General features: G+C 57.8%; 17 protein-coding genes. 9 read left to right on the top strand and 8 right to left on the bottom strand.

Annotated elements, in window-relative coordinates:
* Positions 1 to 609 precede the first annotated feature (609 nt).
* The gene (locus R1T41_RS16105) at positions 610 to 4,326 is read left to right on the top strand and encodes a vitamin B12-dependent ribonucleotide reductase (protein ID WP_317337833.1); all 3,717 of its coding nucleotides are present in this window, start codon (positions 610 to 612) and stop codon (positions 4,324 to 4,326) included.
* Positions 4,327 to 4,417: 91 nt separating this feature from the next.
* Here R1T41_RS16105 and R1T41_RS16100 read toward each other — a convergent pair whose 3' ends face one another.
* Together R1T41_RS16100 and wrbA are read right to left on the bottom strand one after the other, a co-directional pair.
* Entirely contained in the window at positions 4,418 to 5,626 is a 1,209-nt protein-coding gene (locus R1T41_RS16100) for a CynX/NimT family MFS transporter (protein ID WP_317337831.1), read from the bottom strand.
* Positions 5,623 to 6,258, bottom strand: coding sequence for an NAD(P)H:quinone oxidoreductase (gene wrbA, locus R1T41_RS16095; RefSeq protein WP_209223336.1), 636 nt, complete (start codon positions 6,256 to 6,258; stop codon positions 5,623 to 5,625). Before wrbA ends, R1T41_RS16100 begins: the two co-directional genes overlap by 4 nt.
* Before the next feature lie 104 nt (positions 6,259 to 6,362).
* Here wrbA and R1T41_RS16090 point away from each other — a divergent pair, with 104 nt between their 5' ends.
* The 5 genes from R1T41_RS16090 (at position 6,363) to R1T41_RS16070 (ending at position 9,734) form a co-directional block, all read left to right on the top strand.
* A complete protein-coding gene (locus R1T41_RS16090) occupies positions 6,363 to 7,280 on the top strand; it encodes a LysR family transcriptional regulator (RefSeq protein ID WP_317337828.1) in 918 nt (305 codons plus the stop codon).
* A 66-nt stretch (positions 7,281 to 7,346) separates the two neighbouring features.
* Positions 7,347 to 7,937, top strand: a complete 591-nt coding sequence (locus R1T41_RS16085) for a cysteine hydrolase family protein (RefSeq protein WP_317337826.1) — start codon at positions 7,347 to 7,349, stop codon at positions 7,935 to 7,937.
* Between the two features lie 124 nt (positions 7,938 to 8,061).
* Entirely contained in the window at positions 8,062 to 8,274 is a 213-nt protein-coding gene (locus tag R1T41_RS16080; RefSeq protein ID WP_062951751.1) for a DUF3185 family protein, read from the top strand.
* A gap of 149 nt (positions 8,275 to 8,423) precedes the next feature.
* A complete protein-coding gene (locus R1T41_RS16075; protein ID WP_317337824.1) occupies positions 8,424 to 9,269 on the top strand; it encodes a class III extradiol ring-cleavage dioxygenase in 846 nt (281 codons plus the stop codon).
* A 42-nt stretch (positions 9,270 to 9,311) separates the two neighbouring features.
* Positions 9,312 to 9,734 (top strand): secondary thiamine-phosphate synthase enzyme YjbQ, encoded by a 423-nt coding sequence (locus R1T41_RS16070; protein WP_317337822.1) that lies wholly within the window; start codon positions 9,312 to 9,314, stop codon positions 9,732 to 9,734.
* A gap of 15 nt (positions 9,735 to 9,749) precedes the next feature.
* Here the strand turns inward: R1T41_RS16070 and R1T41_RS16065 are convergent, their stop codons facing one another.
* Together R1T41_RS16065 and R1T41_RS16060 are read right to left on the bottom strand one after the other, a co-directional pair.
* Complete coding sequence (locus R1T41_RS16065; RefSeq protein WP_317337821.1) at positions 9,750 to 10,382, bottom strand: helix-turn-helix domain-containing protein; 633 nt, start codon at positions 10,380 to 10,382, stop codon at positions 9,750 to 9,752.
* Positions 10,383 to 10,477: 95 nt separating this feature from the next.
* Positions 10,478 to 11,455 carry a DMT family transporter gene (locus R1T41_RS16060; protein WP_317337819.1) on the bottom strand — a complete coding sequence of 326 codons (978 nt, stop codon included), beginning with the start codon at positions 11,453 to 11,455 and terminating at the stop codon, positions 10,478 to 10,480.
* A gap of 176 nt (positions 11,456 to 11,631) precedes the next feature.
* Between R1T41_RS16060 and R1T41_RS16055 the strand changes: the two genes are divergently transcribed.
* Positions 11,632 to 12,096: a RidA family protein gene (locus R1T41_RS16055; protein ID WP_037987824.1), complete on the top strand. Its 465-nt coding sequence runs from the start codon at positions 11,632 to 11,634 to the stop codon at positions 12,094 to 12,096.
* A 266-nt stretch (positions 12,097 to 12,362) separates the two neighbouring features.
* Here R1T41_RS16055 and R1T41_RS16050 read toward each other — a convergent pair whose 3' ends face one another.
* Both R1T41_RS16050 and R1T41_RS16045 read right to left on the bottom strand, forming a co-directional pair.
* Positions 12,363 to 12,824 (bottom strand): SRPBCC family protein, encoded by a 462-nt coding sequence (locus tag R1T41_RS16050; protein ID WP_317337817.1) that lies wholly within the window; start codon positions 12,822 to 12,824, stop codon positions 12,363 to 12,365.
* Positions 12,814 to 13,182 (bottom strand): ArsR/SmtB family transcription factor, encoded by a 369-nt coding sequence (locus R1T41_RS16045; RefSeq protein WP_247742311.1) that lies wholly within the window; start codon positions 13,180 to 13,182, stop codon positions 12,814 to 12,816. The genes R1T41_RS16050 and R1T41_RS16045 overlap by 11 nt, the downstream gene beginning before the upstream one ends.
* Before the next feature lie 104 nt (positions 13,183 to 13,286).
* Here R1T41_RS16045 and R1T41_RS16040 point away from each other — a divergent pair, with 104 nt between their 5' ends.
* Entirely contained in the window at positions 13,287 to 14,249 is a 963-nt protein-coding gene (locus R1T41_RS16040) for an NAD-dependent epimerase/dehydratase family protein (protein WP_317337813.1), read from the top strand.
* A gap of 9 nt (positions 14,250 to 14,258) precedes the next feature.
* On the opposite strand, the gene R1T41_RS16035 is transcribed toward R1T41_RS16040, so the two are convergent.
* Positions 14,259 to 14,585: a multidrug efflux SMR transporter gene (locus R1T41_RS16035; RefSeq protein ID WP_317337812.1), complete on the bottom strand. Its 327-nt coding sequence runs from the start codon at positions 14,583 to 14,585 to the stop codon at positions 14,259 to 14,261.
* A gap of 244 nt (positions 14,586 to 14,829) precedes the next feature.
* On the opposite strand from R1T41_RS16035, the gene R1T41_RS16030 reads away from it, so the two are divergent.
* Positions 14,830 to 16,020 carry an FAD-dependent oxidoreductase gene (locus R1T41_RS16030; protein WP_317337810.1) on the top strand — a complete coding sequence of 397 codons (1,191 nt, stop codon included), beginning with the start codon at positions 14,830 to 14,832 and terminating at the stop codon, positions 16,018 to 16,020.
* 103 nt (positions 16,021 to 16,123) lie between these two features.
* Here R1T41_RS16030 and R1T41_RS16025 read toward each other — a convergent pair whose 3' ends face one another.
* The gene (locus tag R1T41_RS16025) at positions 16,124 to 16,954 is read right to left on the bottom strand and encodes a phosphodiesterase (protein ID WP_317337808.1); all 831 of its coding nucleotides are present in this window, start codon (positions 16,952 to 16,954) and stop codon (positions 16,124 to 16,126) included.
* Between the last annotated feature and the right edge of the window lie 21 nt (positions 16,955 to 16,975).

Below are 16,975 nucleotides of genomic sequence, written 5' to 3'. Positions count from 1 at the left end.
ATTCCAAGGTTATCGGTCCTGCATATACCCTGCCCGGCTTGAAAATTCGCGCCGAATAAAAACAATGATTTTCATATAAATATCAAAATGTTATCAGACATCCCCGTGCTAGAAACATTTCCGAAACGGCATTGTCTGTGCTTGGCGCTGGATTTCAAATGCAAACGGCGTTAGCTTTGTTTTGCGTTGTGGGGGTCATCTCGTCCCGGCACAAGATGTAGTCCGAGTCTTATGGACTTGTGATGGCCGCACCATCGCCAGAAGCGCAGTATTCCGCGGGCTTGCGGGGCGTTTAAACAATCTTAACGAGATTTTCCAAACATCAGATATGCGCGACATCGATTGAACCACTACATCTAGTGATAAAAATCGCTGTCAACCACAAAGTTTGGTGGACTACCCCGAAATTTTGGCCTTATAGTCTTGGCCACGGACCGGATGGTTCCAAGGGGGGACCACCACCACAGATTACAGATTTCCGTTCGCCCAAACATGGCCATTTTATAAAGGCCAGGGGGCAGCGTATGAGCGTTGAGCAAACTATATAATGTTCAGGCCGTGTTGGTGCTTATGCGCACGACATCAAGTCTGACCAAAACGGAGCAGACCATGCGGATCAGCAGAAAGTTCACCCAGGAAGGTGTCAGCCCATACGCCGACATCGATTTTCGTAAGTCGTCCTGCGTTATCAAAAACCCCGACGGCTCGGTTGTTTTTGAAATGAAAGATATCGACGTCCCGTCCTCCTGGTCGCAGGTGGCAAGTGACGTCCTTGCGCAGAAATACTTCCGAAAGGCGGGTGTTCCGGTTGCGCTGAAACCGGTCAAGGAAAAGGACGTTCCGTCCTGGCTCTGGCGTCAGGCACCTGACAAGTCCAAGCTCGAAAAAATGCCGAAAGAAGGCCGCTACACCAGCGAAACCAGTGCCACCCAGGTCTTTGACCGTCTGGCTGGCACCTGGACCTATTGGGGCTGGAAAGGCGGCTATTTCGATGCCGAATCCGATGCCCAGGCTTTCTTCGATGAAATGCGTTATCAGCTTTCCCACCAGATGGGTGCGCCGAACTCGCCGCAATGGTTCAATACCGGTCTGCATTGGGCCTACGGCATTGATGGCCCGGCGCAGGGTCACTCCTATGTTGATTTCAAAACCGGCGAACTGACCAAATCGGCCAGTGCGTACGAACATCCGCAGCCCCATGCCTGCTTCATCCAGTCGGTTTCCGATGACCTCGTGAACGAGGGCGGCATCATGGATCTCTGGACCCGTGAAGCACGCCTGTTCAAATTCGGTTCGGGCACCGGTTCGAACTTCTCGAATGTGCGCGGCGAAGGCGAAACGCTTTCGGGTGGCGGCCGTTCTTCCGGCCTCATGAGCTTCCTTAAAATCGGTGACCGCGCTGCGGGCGCGATCAAATCGGGCGGCACCACGCGCCGTGCGGCCAAAATGGTCGTGGTCGATATCAACCACCCGGACATCGAAAACTATATCGACTGGAAAGTCATCGAAGAACAGAAGGTCGCGGCCCTCGTCGCCGGTTCGAAACTGGCCGAAAAGCACCTGACCGAGGTTCTCGCGGCCTGCACCAACTGGGACGGTGCCGCCAATTCCGAGGATCGCTTCCTGCCGCGCGCCAACCCGCAGCTCAAAGAAGCCGTGCTGGCCGCCCGTGCGGTGATGATCCCCGATAGCTATATCAACAAGATCATCGAATTCGCCCGTCAGGGCTTCACCGAAATCAGCTTCAAGACCTATGACACCGATTGGGACTCCGAGGCATACCTGACCGTTTCGGGTCAGAACTCGAACAACTCGGTTCGCGTCTCGAACGACTTCCTTCAGGCTGTTCTTGATAACGGTGACTGGGAACTGATCCGCCGTACCGATGGCAAGGTTTCCAAAACCCTTGCCGCCCGCGAATTGTGGGACAAGGTCGGCGAAGCCGCATGGGCCTGTGCCGATCCGGGCATCCAGTATGACACCACGATCAACGAATGGCACACCTGCCCGAATTCGGGTCGCATCAATGCGTCCAACCCGTGCTCGGAATATATGTTCCTTGACGATACGGCCTGTAACCTGGCGTCACTGAACCTGATGAACTTCCGTTCGGATGATGGTGGCGTTGATGTCGCGGCATATGAACATGCCGTGCGTCTCTGGACCGTCGTTCTGGAAATCTCGGTTCTGATGGCACAGTTCCCGTCGGATCGTATTGCCGAACTGTCCTATCGTTACCGCACGCTCGGCCTTGGCTATGCCAACATTGGCGGCCTGCTCATGAGCATGGGCATCCCCTATGACAGCGACGAAGGCCGTGCGATTGGCGCGTCGCTCACCGCAATCATGTGTGGCGTTTCCTATGCGACCTCGGCCGAAATGGCGTCCGAACTCGGTGCCTTCCCGGGCTATGCCGATAACGCCAAGGAAATGCTGCGTGTCATGCGCAACCATCGTCGTGCCGCACATGGCGAACAGGAAGGCTACGAAGGTCTTTCGATCAATCCGGTGCCGCTGGTTGCCGCCAATTCTCCCTATGCCGAACTTCCGGTTGCCGCCCGCGCCGCATGGGACAAGGCACTGGAACTGGGCGAAAAGCACGGTTACCGCAACGCACAGACCACCGTTATCGCGCCGACCGGCACCATTGGTCTGGTCATGGATTGCGACACCACCGGGATCGAGCCGGACTTCGCCCTTGTGAAGTTCAAAAAGCTTGCCGGCGGCGGTTACTTCAAAATCATCAACCGCACCGTTCCGGTCGCACTGGCAACGCTCGGCTATACCGAACGCCAGATTCGCGACATTGAAAAATACGCGGTCGGTCATGGCACCCTGGTGGGTTCGCCCTCCATCACCCATGACGATCTCAAGGCCAAGGGCTTTGATGATGACGCGATTTCGAAAATCGAAGGCGCGCTTGCCAACGCATTCGACATCAAATTCGTCTTCAACAAATACACCTTTGGCGAAGAATACTGCGTCAAGCAGCTTGGCCTTGATGCCAAGGCGCTCAACAGCATGGACTTTGACATGCTGGCCGCCCTTGGCTTCGACAAAAAGCAGATAGAACTGGCAAACACCTATGTTTGCGGCGCGATGACGCTGGAACAGGCTCCGCACCTGCGTGACGAAGACCTTCCGGTATTTGATTGCGCCAACCCGTGTGGCCGTATCGGCAAACGTTACCTGTCGGCTGAAAGCCACATCCGCATGATGGCCGCGGCACAGCCGTTCATCTCGGGTGCGATTTCGAAAACCATCAACATGCCGAACAATGCCTCGATCCAGGATTGCAAGGACGCCTATATGCTGTCCTGGCGTCTCTGCCTCAAGGCAAACGCGCTCTATCGTGATGGCTCGAAACTCAGCCAGCCGCTGAACGCAGCCCTCGTCGAAGAAGACGATTACGCCGATCAGCCGACCGCAACCAAGGCGGCCGCTGTTTCCGAACAGATCGTCGAAAAAATCATCGAACGCGTCATTCGTGGCGACCGTCGTTCCCTGCCGTCACGCCGCAAGGGTTACACCCAGAAGGCCACCGTCGGCGGACACAAGGTCTATCTGCGTACTGGCGAATACGAAGACGGCAAACTTGGCGAAATCTTCATCGACATGCACAAGGAAGGCGCTGCTTTCCGCTCGCTGATGAACAACTTCGCCATCGCGGTTTCCATCGGCCTTCAGTATGGCGTGCCGCTTGAAGAATATGTCGAAGCCTTCACCTTCACCCGCTTCGAGCCGTCGGGCATGGTTTCCGGGAACGACGCCATCAAAATGGCAACCTCGATCCTTGATTACATGTTCCGCGAACTGGCCATTTCCTATCTGGGTCGTAACGACCTCGCCCATGTCCAGCCGTCCGACGTTCTGCCGGACGCCGTTGGCAAGGGTGTGGCCGAAGGCGACCTTGGCGAGGAAGCCAAGGCCGAAGACCGCGCGATCGAAACCATCCGCAAGGTCGCATCCAGCGGCTTCGTCCGTCGCAACCTCTACGTTGTCGATGGCGGTGCGCCGGTCGAAGAACGCGTGATCATGAAGGCAACCGGCACCGATCATGCCCACTCGCATGATCATGGCCACAGCCATCAGGCCGAAACCGCCAGCATCGCAACCACCGCTGCCCCGACCAGCAGCGAAACCGCGATCCTGAACGCCAGCGAAGAAGTCATGTCGGCAACGGATGCCAAACTCGACCGCATCCGCGAAGCCCGCATGAAAGGCTACGAAGGCGACGGTTGCCCTGAATGCGGCAACTTCACCCTTGTGCGCAACGGCACCTGCCTGAAATGCAACTCTTGCGGCAGCACCACCGGCTGCTCGTAAGAGCCCCGGCACCACCGCAAACCTGATCTGATCAGTAAACCGGCCGGGATTAATTTCCCGGCCGGTTTTGTTTTTCCCGTTTGTTGGGAACCTACCGCATCCGTCCCAAAAGACTGCGCCCCAGCAAAACCGCAACACAGGCAATCCCGGCAATCAGAATGCCGATACTGCCCCAGCCAAACTGCTCGGCCATGGATCCCGCAATCGCCGGGCCGACCATCAGTCCGATATTATTGCCCTGCATGGCAAAGCCGATGGTCACCGCGACAAGCGCGCTTCGCGGTGCGGATCGCCCGGCGGCATCAAAAACCACAACCGGGATGAACCCGCCGACGAATGAAAAGATCAAGGCGGCGGGAAACGGCACCAGAACCGAAATCCCGTCGATCAGAATACCGGCACTGCAAACCGTCATGACCGCAAATGCCGTCATCAGGATACGCTGCGCCTGATATCCCCGCGCCAGCATCACACCACAAACGATGTTCCCCGCCGCCCCGGCCAACACAATCACCGCGCCCAGAACACCCGAAAGTTCCGGCCCGATCTGCATGCCTTTGGACAAAAGCATCGGCAAAAATCCGAACACGGCAAAATAACACGCCGTATAGGCGGCAAAGATGCCGCCCAATATCCACGGCGCGCCCGACCGCAATGCCCAGCCAAGGTCATCGCCAATCGCACGATGATCAAAATCATCCCTCAAATCCGCATCGGGAATGGCGCGCATATATCCGCGCAACAAAACGGCATATCCCGCCAGAAGCACCGCATTGCCAAGCCACAATCCGCGCCACCCGGTCAGCCCCAAGACCGGGGCAGCCAGCATGACAAGACAGATGCCAACCGGCATGAAAGTCGCCCAAAGCGCCATGGCTTTTTCGCGCCCGCCATGGCGCGTGGCCGCTGTGATCAATGTCGGGGCGGCAACAATCAGCAACAGAAAACCGATACCCTCAAGCACCCTTGATGCAAGGATGATATCGAAAACAGGGCTCACCCCGCCAATCGCCGATCCGACCGCCTGCATCAAAAGCCCCGACAACGCCATGCCCTTTGCGCCAAACCGCCCCACCAGCAGGCCAAGCGGTGCCGCCGCCAGCGCGCCGACAAGCGCAAAGGCCGATAACAGCCAGGACGCACTTGCCAACCCGACGCCAAGGTCATCCTGCAAGGCCGTCATGACAACCGGCACCTTGCCGACCTGGAATGCCGATACGATGCCCGCACCGACAATCACCGGCACAACGAAACGGTCAATTGCCACCGTTCGCTGCCGGTCACCGATCATGTTCATCATGCGCTTCGGGCTTTAAGCAGATGCCGCCCTTCGGAAAGCGCAATTGCGGTTCGGGCCACATGCTCCCCCTGGAACCGGGCGCCGTCCAGCTCGTTTTCCGACGGGCTCCGATCGCCGCCCTGTCCGTCATCGGCAATGGTCGATGCCCCGTATGGCGAACAGCCGGTAACTTCGTCCATCCGCCCCTGCCCCTTGAAGGTATAAGGCAGTCCGACAATCACCATGCCGAAATGCAATAACGGGATATGGGTCGATAAAATCGTTGTTTCCTGCCCGCCATGCTGGCTGCCGGTCGATGTAAAGACACTGCCAACCTTGCCGACAAGCTTGTCCTGCGCCCAGATCCCGCCCGCCTGATCAAGGAAGTTTTTCATCTGGCTTGCCATATTGCCAAACCGGGTTGGCGTGCCAAAAATGATCGCGTCATAATCGGCCAGATCGGAAACCGTCGCGACTGGCGCTGCCTGATCCAGCTTGTATCCGGCACTTTCCGCCACGGCATCCGGCACGATTTCGGGCACGCGTTTGATATCCACAATCGCCCCGGTTTTGCGCGCGCCCTCGGCAACCGCATTGGCCATGATTTCCATATGGCCATAGGACGAATAATAAAGCACCAGAACCCTTGTCATGACCGGTCTCTTTCAAATTGTTGCGACAGGGTTCCCTGCATCGCACAGCCATCCGTTCGAAATAAGTGGCAAAAGAACGATCAAAATGTTCTAAAATATCGATCATGCTGGATGGATTGACCCTTGATCAGATGCGCGTTTTGATCGCTGTTGCCGAAACCGGAAGCTTCCGGGCTGCGGCAAAGCGGCTTGGCCGCGTACAATCAGCAATCAGCCACGCCATCGGCAATCTTGAAACCGAACTGGGGATTTGTCTTTTTGACCGATCCGGGCACCGCCCCACCCTGACCGTCGAAGGCCAGACCCTGCTTGCCGATGCCCGTGCGGTTCTTCTGAAAACCGATGCGCTGCGCGCCCGCGCACGCGGCATGGAACAGGGTGTGGAACTCGAACTGCGCATCGTGGTGGATACGCTGTTTCCCCTGCCCGAAATCGGTGCGGCCCTTCTGGCGATGCGAAATGCCTTTCCCACCGTTTCGGTCAATCTCTCGGTCCTGCCGCTTGGCGGTCCGGTTTCTGCCCTTGATCAGAAGAAATGCGATCTCGCCATTACCGTCGGCGAGGAATTCCGCAACCCGCATATCGAGGCAGAGGCCGTCGGCACAACCGCAATGATTGCCGTGGTTGCCACAACAAATCCCCTGGCGCAGGCCATTCGGGGCGACACCCTTTTGCCCAAAACCGCCCTGGCCGAACATCTGCAAATCGTCATCGAAGATCCGACCCCGCTTTCCGACGGAACCGATATCGGCGTTTTATCGCCCGGCACCTGGCGTGTCGGCAGTCTGGATGTCAAACACAGCCTTATTCTGTCCGGGCTTGGCTGGGGCCGCATGCCGTTCTGGCGCATATCGCAGGACCTCGAAGACGGCCGCCTGATCCGCGTGCCCGCCGCCTCCTTCGGAAAGGACGGCGAAACGCTGCTGCACTGCTATCTCCTCCATCGCACCGATCAGACAATGGGCCCCGCCGCCCGCCTGCTGCGCTGGGAAATACTGGCACGAACGCAATCCAATCTTTGAATTCCTTGGGCTTCCCCCTAATCTGTGCCGATAAATCAGTTATCGCCCCGATTAACGGAGTATCCCGTGTCCGCCGCCATCACGCCACCGATCACTGCCAATACCGCCCTCATCGTCCTTGATGTGCAAAAGGCCATCGACGATCCGAAATGGGCGTCAAAAAACAATCCCGGCTATGTCGATAAAATCGTCGATCTGCTGGCGGGTTTTCGGGCGGCAGGCCTTCCGGTGATCCATATCCGCCATGACGAACCCGATCCCGCCTCGACCTATCACACCGATGGTCCGGGCAATGCGATCAAACCCGAAGTCGCCCCGCTGCCGGGCGAACCGGTCATTGCCAAAAACGTCAATTGCGCCTTCATCGCCACCGATCTTGAAAAATACCTGCACGATCATGGCATTACGCGTCTGATCTTTACCGGCGTCGTCATCCACAATTCGATGGATGCCTCAATCCGGGTCGCCCATTGTCTGGGGTTTGACGTCATCCTGCCGCTTGATGCCACCACCGCGATTGACGTCACCGACGCCAAGGGTATCCGTCACGATGCGCAAACCGTGTTTGACCTGTTTGCCGCGGTTCTGGGATCGGAATATTGCACGCTTTCGACCAGTGCCGATATCATGGCCCGACTGCCAAATTCAGGCGCCTGATCATTTCCTGACTTTAATTATTCATGTTTTGGAACAACTTCGCCAAAGCCGCGTTGTGATCTCTGTTACAGACGTCCCGCTTTCGGGACACGAGCAAACGCAAACAAGAATAACAGGAGCCCCCATGCCTATCAGTCGTATCGCAGGAATCGTCATCTGTATCATCGGCATCGCGCTTTTGGTTGTTGGCTTTAACGCGTCTGAAAGTGCGGCCGATCAGTTGTCCGAAACCTTCCTTGGCCGCTATACCGACGAAACCGTCTGGTATCTGATTGGTGGTGCTGCGGCTGCCATTGGTGGCTTTGTCATGATGATGTTCGGCGCCAAGGCCCGCTAATCCTTCCTGATCCGGGTGTTGCCATTGTTTCCCCAAACCGCCCTTTCGCAGACAATGGCAACACACTGTTGACGAACGGTGACTGGTCAGGTGGCCCAAACAGGCACATATTCGCAATTCATGTTTTGTGAATGTCGAGGTGCCCCACCATGACCAGTCCCGTTGCCAACCGCGTTTCCAGCCCCGTTTCTGCCGCCCCGGATGGAAATCTTGCGCCGATCTTCATCTCGCACGGATCGCCGATGCTGGTTGCGCGCCAAAGCACCCCGGCCTTTGATTTCTTTGCCCGCGATCTTGGTGATCTGTTCGACGGCGCGCGCGCCCTCCTGATCGTCTCGGCCCATTGGCAGACCGCCACGCCGACCATCTCGACCGCGGCCCGCCCGGAAACCATCCACGATTTTTACGGCTTCCCCAAACCGCTTTATGACCTGCATTACGATGTCGCGGGTGATCCCGCACTGGCATCCGAAATCGCCGGTCTGATCGGGGCAGAAACCGATGCCGCACGCGGCCTTGATCACGGCGCATGGATGCCTTTGATCATTGCGCGCCCCGGGGCCGATATCCCGGTGTTTCAGCTCTCCATGCTGGCCCATGGCAGCCCGGCGGATCATTATGAGTTGGGTAAAAAGCTGCGCGGTTTGCGTGATCTGGGTGTTCTGGTGGTTGGCAGCGGGGCGATGACCCATAATCTGCGCGCCCTTGACCGTAACGAGGGCCCGATTGATCCATGGGCGCAGGAATTCACGAGCTGGATGCTGGGCAAACTGGCCGCCCACGATATCGATGCCCTGCTGGATTACCGCGCACAGGCCCCTTATGCCGCCATGGCGCACCCCGAAGACGATCACCTGATGCCGTTTTATGTGGCACTCGGTGCGGCGAGTGAGGATTTCGTGCCCGAAACACTGCATGACAGTTTTGAATTCGGCAACCTTGCCATGACGGCCCTGCGCTTTTACGATCCCCAAAGCGCCATTGCGGCGGCCTGATCAGACCGATCATCCCGGCCGCCCGAAACAAAGCGGGATGCCATGCTTACGCAAGATCAGACCACGCTTGAAATCAGCACCACCGGACAGGGCCTTGTTGAAATCACCGATCAGGTCCAGTCATGGACCCTTCAAACCGGCATCAAAACCGGTCAGGTGACAATCTATTGCCGCCATACATCCGCCAGCCTGACGATACAGGAAAACGCCGATCCCGATGTGGTTCTGGATCTTGAAACCTTCTTTGCAAGACTGGTCGAAGAAAACCCCAGCCTCTATCGCCACACCGCCGAAGGCCCGGACGACATGCCCGCCCACATCCGGGCTGCGCTGACAGATGTATCACTCACCATCCCGGTCACAAACGGTCGGGCGGTTCTGGGTACGTGGCAGGGCATCTATCTGTTTGAACACCGTCACGCCCCGCACCGCCGCCAGATCACCCTGCATCTGATCGGGGAATAAGCCCGGCTTGCCGCCTTACGCCGCAAGTTCCGGCCGACGCATCCAGATGCCGCGCACCTGGACCTCAAGCATCTCGCGAAGGGTTGCGCACATATCCTCGCAATCGAAATTCTGCGCGCTGACATGCTCGTGCACGGTGAACAGGAACAGCGCCATCATGGTTTTGTAAATCTGGTCGGGATCAAGGTTCGGATTGATTTCGCCGTCAAGCTGCGCGTCCTCGACAAGGGCGCGGATCGCGGCAATCAACCCGCTATTGCGCATCAGATCATGCACCGCCCCCTTGCGCGGGGAAAACACCATCTGCTGCAAAAGAACCTGCCACATGCCGGGTCTTAGCGCGATCTGGGCAAAGCGGTGCGCTGCGATATGCATCAGCTTGTCCACAAAACACCATTCCGGGTCCATGGTATGAAGCGCCTGCGCAATCGTTGCCGCCATCTGCTCGCCCACACAGCTGATCAGCAATTGCTCCTTGGTCTCGAAATGGCTGAAAATCGTGCCCTCGGCCACACCGGCCCGCTCGGCAATCATCCGGGTCGATGTCTTGTCAAACCCGGTCTCGCAAAAGCATTGCCGCGCGGCTTCAAGGATGTTTTCGCGCGTCTGTTCGCGCCTGGCCGCCCGACTGTTCACACCGGTCTGCATAAGACATCCCTTATTTAATTGAGTATACTCACTGAGTAAACTCAATTAACCCTGATACCAACTGCTGTCAATTGCCTGCTGTGCGGATTACGCCCCTAACGCGTCTCTGCCGCGCGGAGCCTGCGGCTGTTCCGAAGACCCAGATAACTGTGTATCGCCAGCGTCGCGATCACGATTGATCCGCAAATAAGCGTCGTGCGGCTGGGTACCTCGTCAACAACCAGCCACACCAGAAGCGATCCGAAAATCGCCTCGTTCAGCATGATCAGGCCCGCCTCGGCCGCCGGGATTTTCTTGGCCCCGGCGGTAATGAACAGAAACGACAGCGGCAAAACCACACAGCCCAGCAGGATCAGCCAAAGTGGATCAAGCGGTTGAAGCGCCATCGGGCTGGCGCTTGGCACCATCACCAATGTCGCCAGAAACGCGCCCACCATCATCGCACGCACCGCATCGATATGAATGCGCGTGCCGACCACGTTGAAATAACACGCCATGCAGATCGCCGTGCCAAGGGCCAGAATATCACCAAGCGTATTGGCCCCGCCAAACCCCGCCCCGACAATCGCCGCAAGCGATACAAACACCACAACCGACGCAATCCATGTCCGCATCGCCAGAACGCGCTTGAACACAAACACCGCAATCAGGGCCGATAACAATGGCGTTGCCGCAATGATCACCAATGTATTAGCCGCATCGGTATTGCGGATCGACAGAATGAAACACGCACTTGTGCCGCCATAAAACAGCCCCGCCAGCATTTCATCGCGGGTCGGCATCATCGCATGGCGCAATGACTGACGGCGTCGCATCCCGCGCCAGAACGCGATCAGGGCAAGTGTGCTGCCAAGGATCAGCAACCGCCAGAACGCGGTCGTCATGTCATCGGCCTTGACCAGCCTTACCAGAAGCGCATCGGGACTGATGATCAGAACCCCGATCAGCACAAGCCACGCACCGTGCAAATCGGCAATTTTAAACCGTCCTGATCCCATTTCGTCCGCGTCCCCTGATTGTTTTATGCCACCCGTTTCGGGCTTGGCTTTCTTGTGCGATGGATTGCGATCCATGACAAATCCAAATTTCTCATCAATCGATCAGCGTTGCTTATGGAAGGTCGCCGCCGCACGCCATCTCATGTCACGCCGCGCCACGCCATTTCACACAAAAGAAATGGTTTTGTTTGCGCGCCAACGCCGATAAGTTGGAACCGTTTTCGCCACACCAAATCACGAGGATCAAATCCATGGCCGGAAAAATCGACGCCCGCCTTGCCGAACTCGGCATCACCCTGCCCCAGGCAAATGCCCCGGTTGCCAATTACGTGCCCTATGTCCGTTCGGGCAATCTTGTGCATGTCTCCGGTCAGATCACCATGGAAAACGGCGAACTGAAATTCATCGGCAAGCTTGGCCGCGATTATCAGGTCGAAGACGGCCAGAAAGCCGCCCGCCTCTGCGCACTCAACCTGATCGCACAGGTCCGTGCCGCGATTGGCGATCTTGATAACGTCAAACGCGTCGTCAAACTGAATGCGTTTGTTAATTCCGACCCCGCCTTCACCGATCAGCCCAAGGTCGTCAATGGCGCCTCCGACACCATGGTCGAAGTTTTCGGCGATGCCGGCAAACACGCCCGCTCTGCGGTTGGCGTTGCGTCCCTGCCGCTTGGCGTTGCGGTCGAAATCGACGGCATCTTCGAAGTCGCATAACGACCCGATCCATCCGCCAAACCACAACCATCATTCCCGCGAAAGCGGGAATCCAGTCAGTTGTGCCACAGCCTCAAACCCCGCGACAGAACCCGCAGCCCCATGGACTCCCGCCTGCGCGGGAGTGACGAACGGATGGAAAGCGCCCTGCCCAAAACCGTCATTCCCGCAAAAGCGGGAATCCATATCCCACACTGCTTTTGGGATCCTGGTTGCGGACAGAACGCGCAGACATCAAAAAGCCGGGCACATGCCCGGCTTTTTCGTTACTCGACAGTTTTTGCCAACTGTTCAATCACGGTTCCCCAGCCATCAAAGAAGCCCATTTCCTGATGCTTCAGGGAATCTTCGGTATTTCGGTGCAGCACATGCGCCCGGTACCGTGTCCCGTTGCCTTCTGGCGTGAAGGTTATGATCGCGGTCAATGCCAGCCACGGCTCGATGGGGCGCCATCCCTCGCGCAGGACCGTCGTCCAGACAAGCCGGCTTTCGGGAACCGCTTCCAGAAAACAGCCTTCGACATGGGGCTGAAAATCTTCGTCCCCCTGGCGCATCTGTGTCTCGAACCCGCCCCCGGCCCGCAGGTTCAGCTTGATCACCCTGCATTCCATCGGGGCCGGTATCCACCATTTTTCAAGATGCTCCGGCGTGCTCCATGCTTTCCAGACGGCTGCTGGCGATGCCTTGATGAAACGCTCGACCGTCAGTTCGGACTGATTAACTGCCATCTTCGGATCTCCCGATCATTTGGATTTCGACATAATCGGCAAGACGGTCGGCCTGCGCCTGCCAATGTTTCCGCTGCTCTGAAAGCCATGCTTCGGCGGCGGCCAGTCTCTCGGCATTGATCCGGCAAGTGCGCACACGCCCGACCTTTTCCGAACGGATCAGGCCATCACTTTCCAGAACATGCAGATGCTTCATGAAAGACGGCAAACCCATGTCAAAGGGTTCCGCCAGTTCCTTGACCGATGCCGGTCCTTGCGTCAGTCGGCTTAGCACCGCCCTGCGTGTCGGATCGGCAAGCGCATGAAAGGCCGCATCAAGGGATGATTGATAGTTTTCCATTTGGCGAACTATAATCAACAGTTCTCCTTTTGGCAAACTATTTTTCCCTAAAAAATCCCGCTTGACCTTACCCATACTTGAGGTTCTATGAACGAACGCATCACGAATTCAGGAGAATGGCGATGCGTGTTTTTATTCTGGGTGGAAGCGGCCTGATCGGGGCGGCAATCGTGCGCAATCTGGTTTCGGCCGGGCATCATGTTTTTGCCCTGGCACGAAGCGAAAACAGTGCCGCCAATCTTGCCGTCATGGGCGCATGGCCGATCCGGGGTGATATCCACAATCCCGGCCCGTGGTGCGATAAACTGCCCGTCGTCGATGCCGTCATCCATGCCGCATGTGATTTCTCGGCTGATATGGGCGGGGTTGATGCCGGGATGCTGATCGAACTGCTCCGCACCCTGCATCGCCAGTCCGGGCCAAAGGCCCCCGCCCTGCCGCGCTTCATCTATACCGGCGGAAGCTGGCTTTACCCGTCAAGCAAATCGGGTGATCACATCCATGATGAAGCAACACCCTTTGCCCCGGTTGCAGGCTTTGAATGGATGGTGCCAGGCCTGACCAAAATCCTGTCCGATCCGGCCCTGCATGGCATGGTGATCCATCCGGCCACGGTTTACCGCACCGATCCGCCGTCTCGAACACGCCCGCCCCTGCCGGGCGGGGCGCTTCATGACATGGCACGCATGGCGCGCGATGAAAACCGCGTCCGGATTGTCGGCGATGGTTCGGTCATCTGGCCGCTGATCCATGCCGATGATCTTGCCGAACTGTACCGGCTGGTGCTTGAAAATGGCGAACGCGGCCAAAGCTATATCGGGGTTGGCATCGAAGGCATCGCAACCGGCGATCTTGCCCGCCAGATCGCCCGGACCTTTGGCCGGACTGATTGCGGGGTTGAGCATATCAGCCCCGATGACGTTGCCCGCGAATACGGAGAATGGGCGCGGGGCCTGGCGCATAGCCACCGTATGACCAGTCAAAAGGCGATCCGCGAACTGGGCTGGCAACCACGCCACACCGATCTCGCCCACGATCTTCAAAGCTGTGTCGAGGTAACGGCACCCCTGCCCGTCGCATCGTAAACCTTAAACTTAATGCTTGCCGCCCACCGCATTAAGCCCGATCACACCACCAATGATCATCAAAAGGAATACCGCCTTGAACGCGCTCATCGGTTCCTTGAAAAACACCACGCCAATCACCGCGACCGCCGCCGTGCCAAGGCCCGACCACACGGCATAGGCGGTGCTGACCGGCAGGGTGCGAAGGGTGAGCGAAAGCACCCAGAAACTGACGCCATAAAGCGACAGGGTCAGAACCGCAAACCGCCAGTCGGTAAACCCGTTCGACAGTTTAAGCGACACCGTTCCGACCACTTCAAGGCAGATCGCACCCAACAGATAAACCCATGCCAGCATAATCAACCCTTTCACGGTCAAAGATTTTGTGCGCCCAAAATGGCCAAAACCGCCGTGCGGGGCAAGCCATCCATCGCGATAATTTTCGTCCTGCCCCGATCTGCATCAAACCACCCGCCAAAGCCATTGCGTATAATCTCACCTCAAGGCACATTGCGGGCGCATTGCAGCCCGACCACCAACATGCGACACTGCGCCCGGATTTGCAGTCCGAATGAAGCCCGAATAAAACAGGGATAAAGACATGATCGAAACCGATATTCTGATTGCAGGCGGCGGCATCGCCGGCATGAGTGCGGCGGCCCGCTTTGCCGCTGACGGGCACAGGATCATGATCGTCGATCCCGCCCCCGCCGACATTGGCGAGGGAACCGATCTGCGCACCACCGCCTTCCTGCAACCGGGCATCGAAACCCTTAAAAAGGCCGGCGTCTGGGACGCGATCAAACCGACGGGTGCCGAACTTCGCGTCATGCGCATCGTCGATGCCGGGGGCAATGAACTCGCCCCCCGTGAAACCGCCGATTTTGACGGGGCCGAAACCACGCAGGGCTTCTTTGGCTGGAACGTCTCGAACAAGGCCGCGCGTGTTTCGCTGATGGCGAAACTTGAAACGCTGCCCAATGTCGATTTCCGCTTTTCGACCACCGTCACCGGCTTTACCGGCACTGCCCGCTATGGCGAGGCAACATTATCCGGCGGCGAAACCGTGCGCGCCAAGCTGGTCGTGGCGGCGGACGGCCGCAATTCATCGCTTCGCGAGTTTGCCGGGATCAAGCATCGCCGCTGGGCCTATGATCAAAGTGCGCTGGTCTTTGTCGTCACCCACGACAAACCGCATGACAATATCTCGACCGAAATCCACCGCACCGGCGGGCCGCTGACCTTGGTTCCCATGCCTGATCTTGATGGCAAGCCCTGCTCGTCCGTCGTCTGGATGACACCGGCCGACCGCGCCCGACAGCTTTACAACATGGATGACGCGACCCTTTCGGCTGAAATCACCCACGACACCATGTCGATGTTCGGCCCGCTTACGGTCGCAAGCCCGCGCGCGATCTGGCCAATGATCTCGCAGGTCCCGTCGCGCCTGATTTCGGCCCGCTTGGCCCTGGTCGCCGAAGCCGCCCACGTCGTCCCGCCGATTGGCGCACAGGGGCTTAATATGAGCCTGCATGACATCGAAACCCTGGCCGACCTGATGGCAAAGGCCAAGCTCAAGGGCGAGGATATCGGCGCGACCACATTGCTCAAATCCTACGAACGCAAACAGCTTCCCAAAACGCTGGCACGGGTTGGCGGTATTGATCTGCTCAACCGCGCCTCCATGTTCGAACCCAGAACGCTGCGCGATCTGCGCTATGCTGGCCTGACGGCCATCAACCGCATCGGCCCGCTTCGCAAACTTGCGATCAAGGTCGGGGTGGGGAAATAATCCCCCACTCCCCGCCGTCATTCCCGCGAAGGCGGGAATCCAGTCCTCCGCGCCACATCCGCCATAGAGGCAGAAAGAAGCGCAAAAACCGCCGCCAAACAGGTCAGACAATCAGCTTCCCGTCCGGTCCGAAAAACGGATGCGGTCCGTCATACCGGTCAAGATAGGCCAGATGTGTCATCAGGCTGTGTTGCCCCGCATCCCAGACATGAAGATGCATCGCGGGCGGCTCCATGACAAAGGCCGATGGTCCATCGGCGCGTAAATCAAACGCCACCTGATGGGCGACCGATGGCCCGATCATCAACGGCACCCCGGCCCAGATCGTGTGGATCGGGCGGTGCACATGACCACAGAAAATCGCCTTGATCCGGTCACGATGCACCGAAACGATTGCGGCGAGTTCGTCCGCTCCTTCGCCCAGATTTTGCGCGTCCATATGGGCAATGCCACTCCGGATCGGCGGATGATGCATGAAGATCGCGCAATCGCGCCCTTCTCCGTCCAGAAGCACATCGCGCAGCCAGTCAAGCTGCTCCGCCTCCAGAACACCACCCGGTTTGCCTTCGTTCAGCGTATCAAGCGCGATCAGGCGCAACGGAAAATCATCGACAACATAATTGACGAATGCCGTCGTCCCTTTGACCGGTGTTGCATCGGGAAAAGCTGCCCTCAGCGGCCCGCGGCGGTCATGGTTCCCCGGCACCATGAAATAGGGGATCGTCAGCTTTTCAAGGATTTCGGCCACCAGCGCATATTCTTGCTGGTCGCCAAGATCCCCGATATCGCCCGTAAACAGCACCACATCCGGGCGCGGCACCATCGCCATCACATGGGCAACGGCTTTTTCAAGCGCGCCTGCGGTATCCACCTTGCGATAGGCAAGCCTGCGGCCCGCCCCGATATGCAGGTCGGTCAATTGTGCAATCAGCATTTTCTTTGAGTACTTTCTTTT

Source organism: Thalassospira lucentensis, from assembly GCF_032921865.1.
Classification (GTDB): Bacteria; Pseudomonadota; Alphaproteobacteria; order Rhodospirillales; family Thalassospiraceae; genus Thalassospira; species Thalassospira lucentensis_A.
The sequence above is the reverse complement of the archived record's forward strand: the minus strand, read 5'-3'. Positions and strand labels throughout refer to the sequence as shown.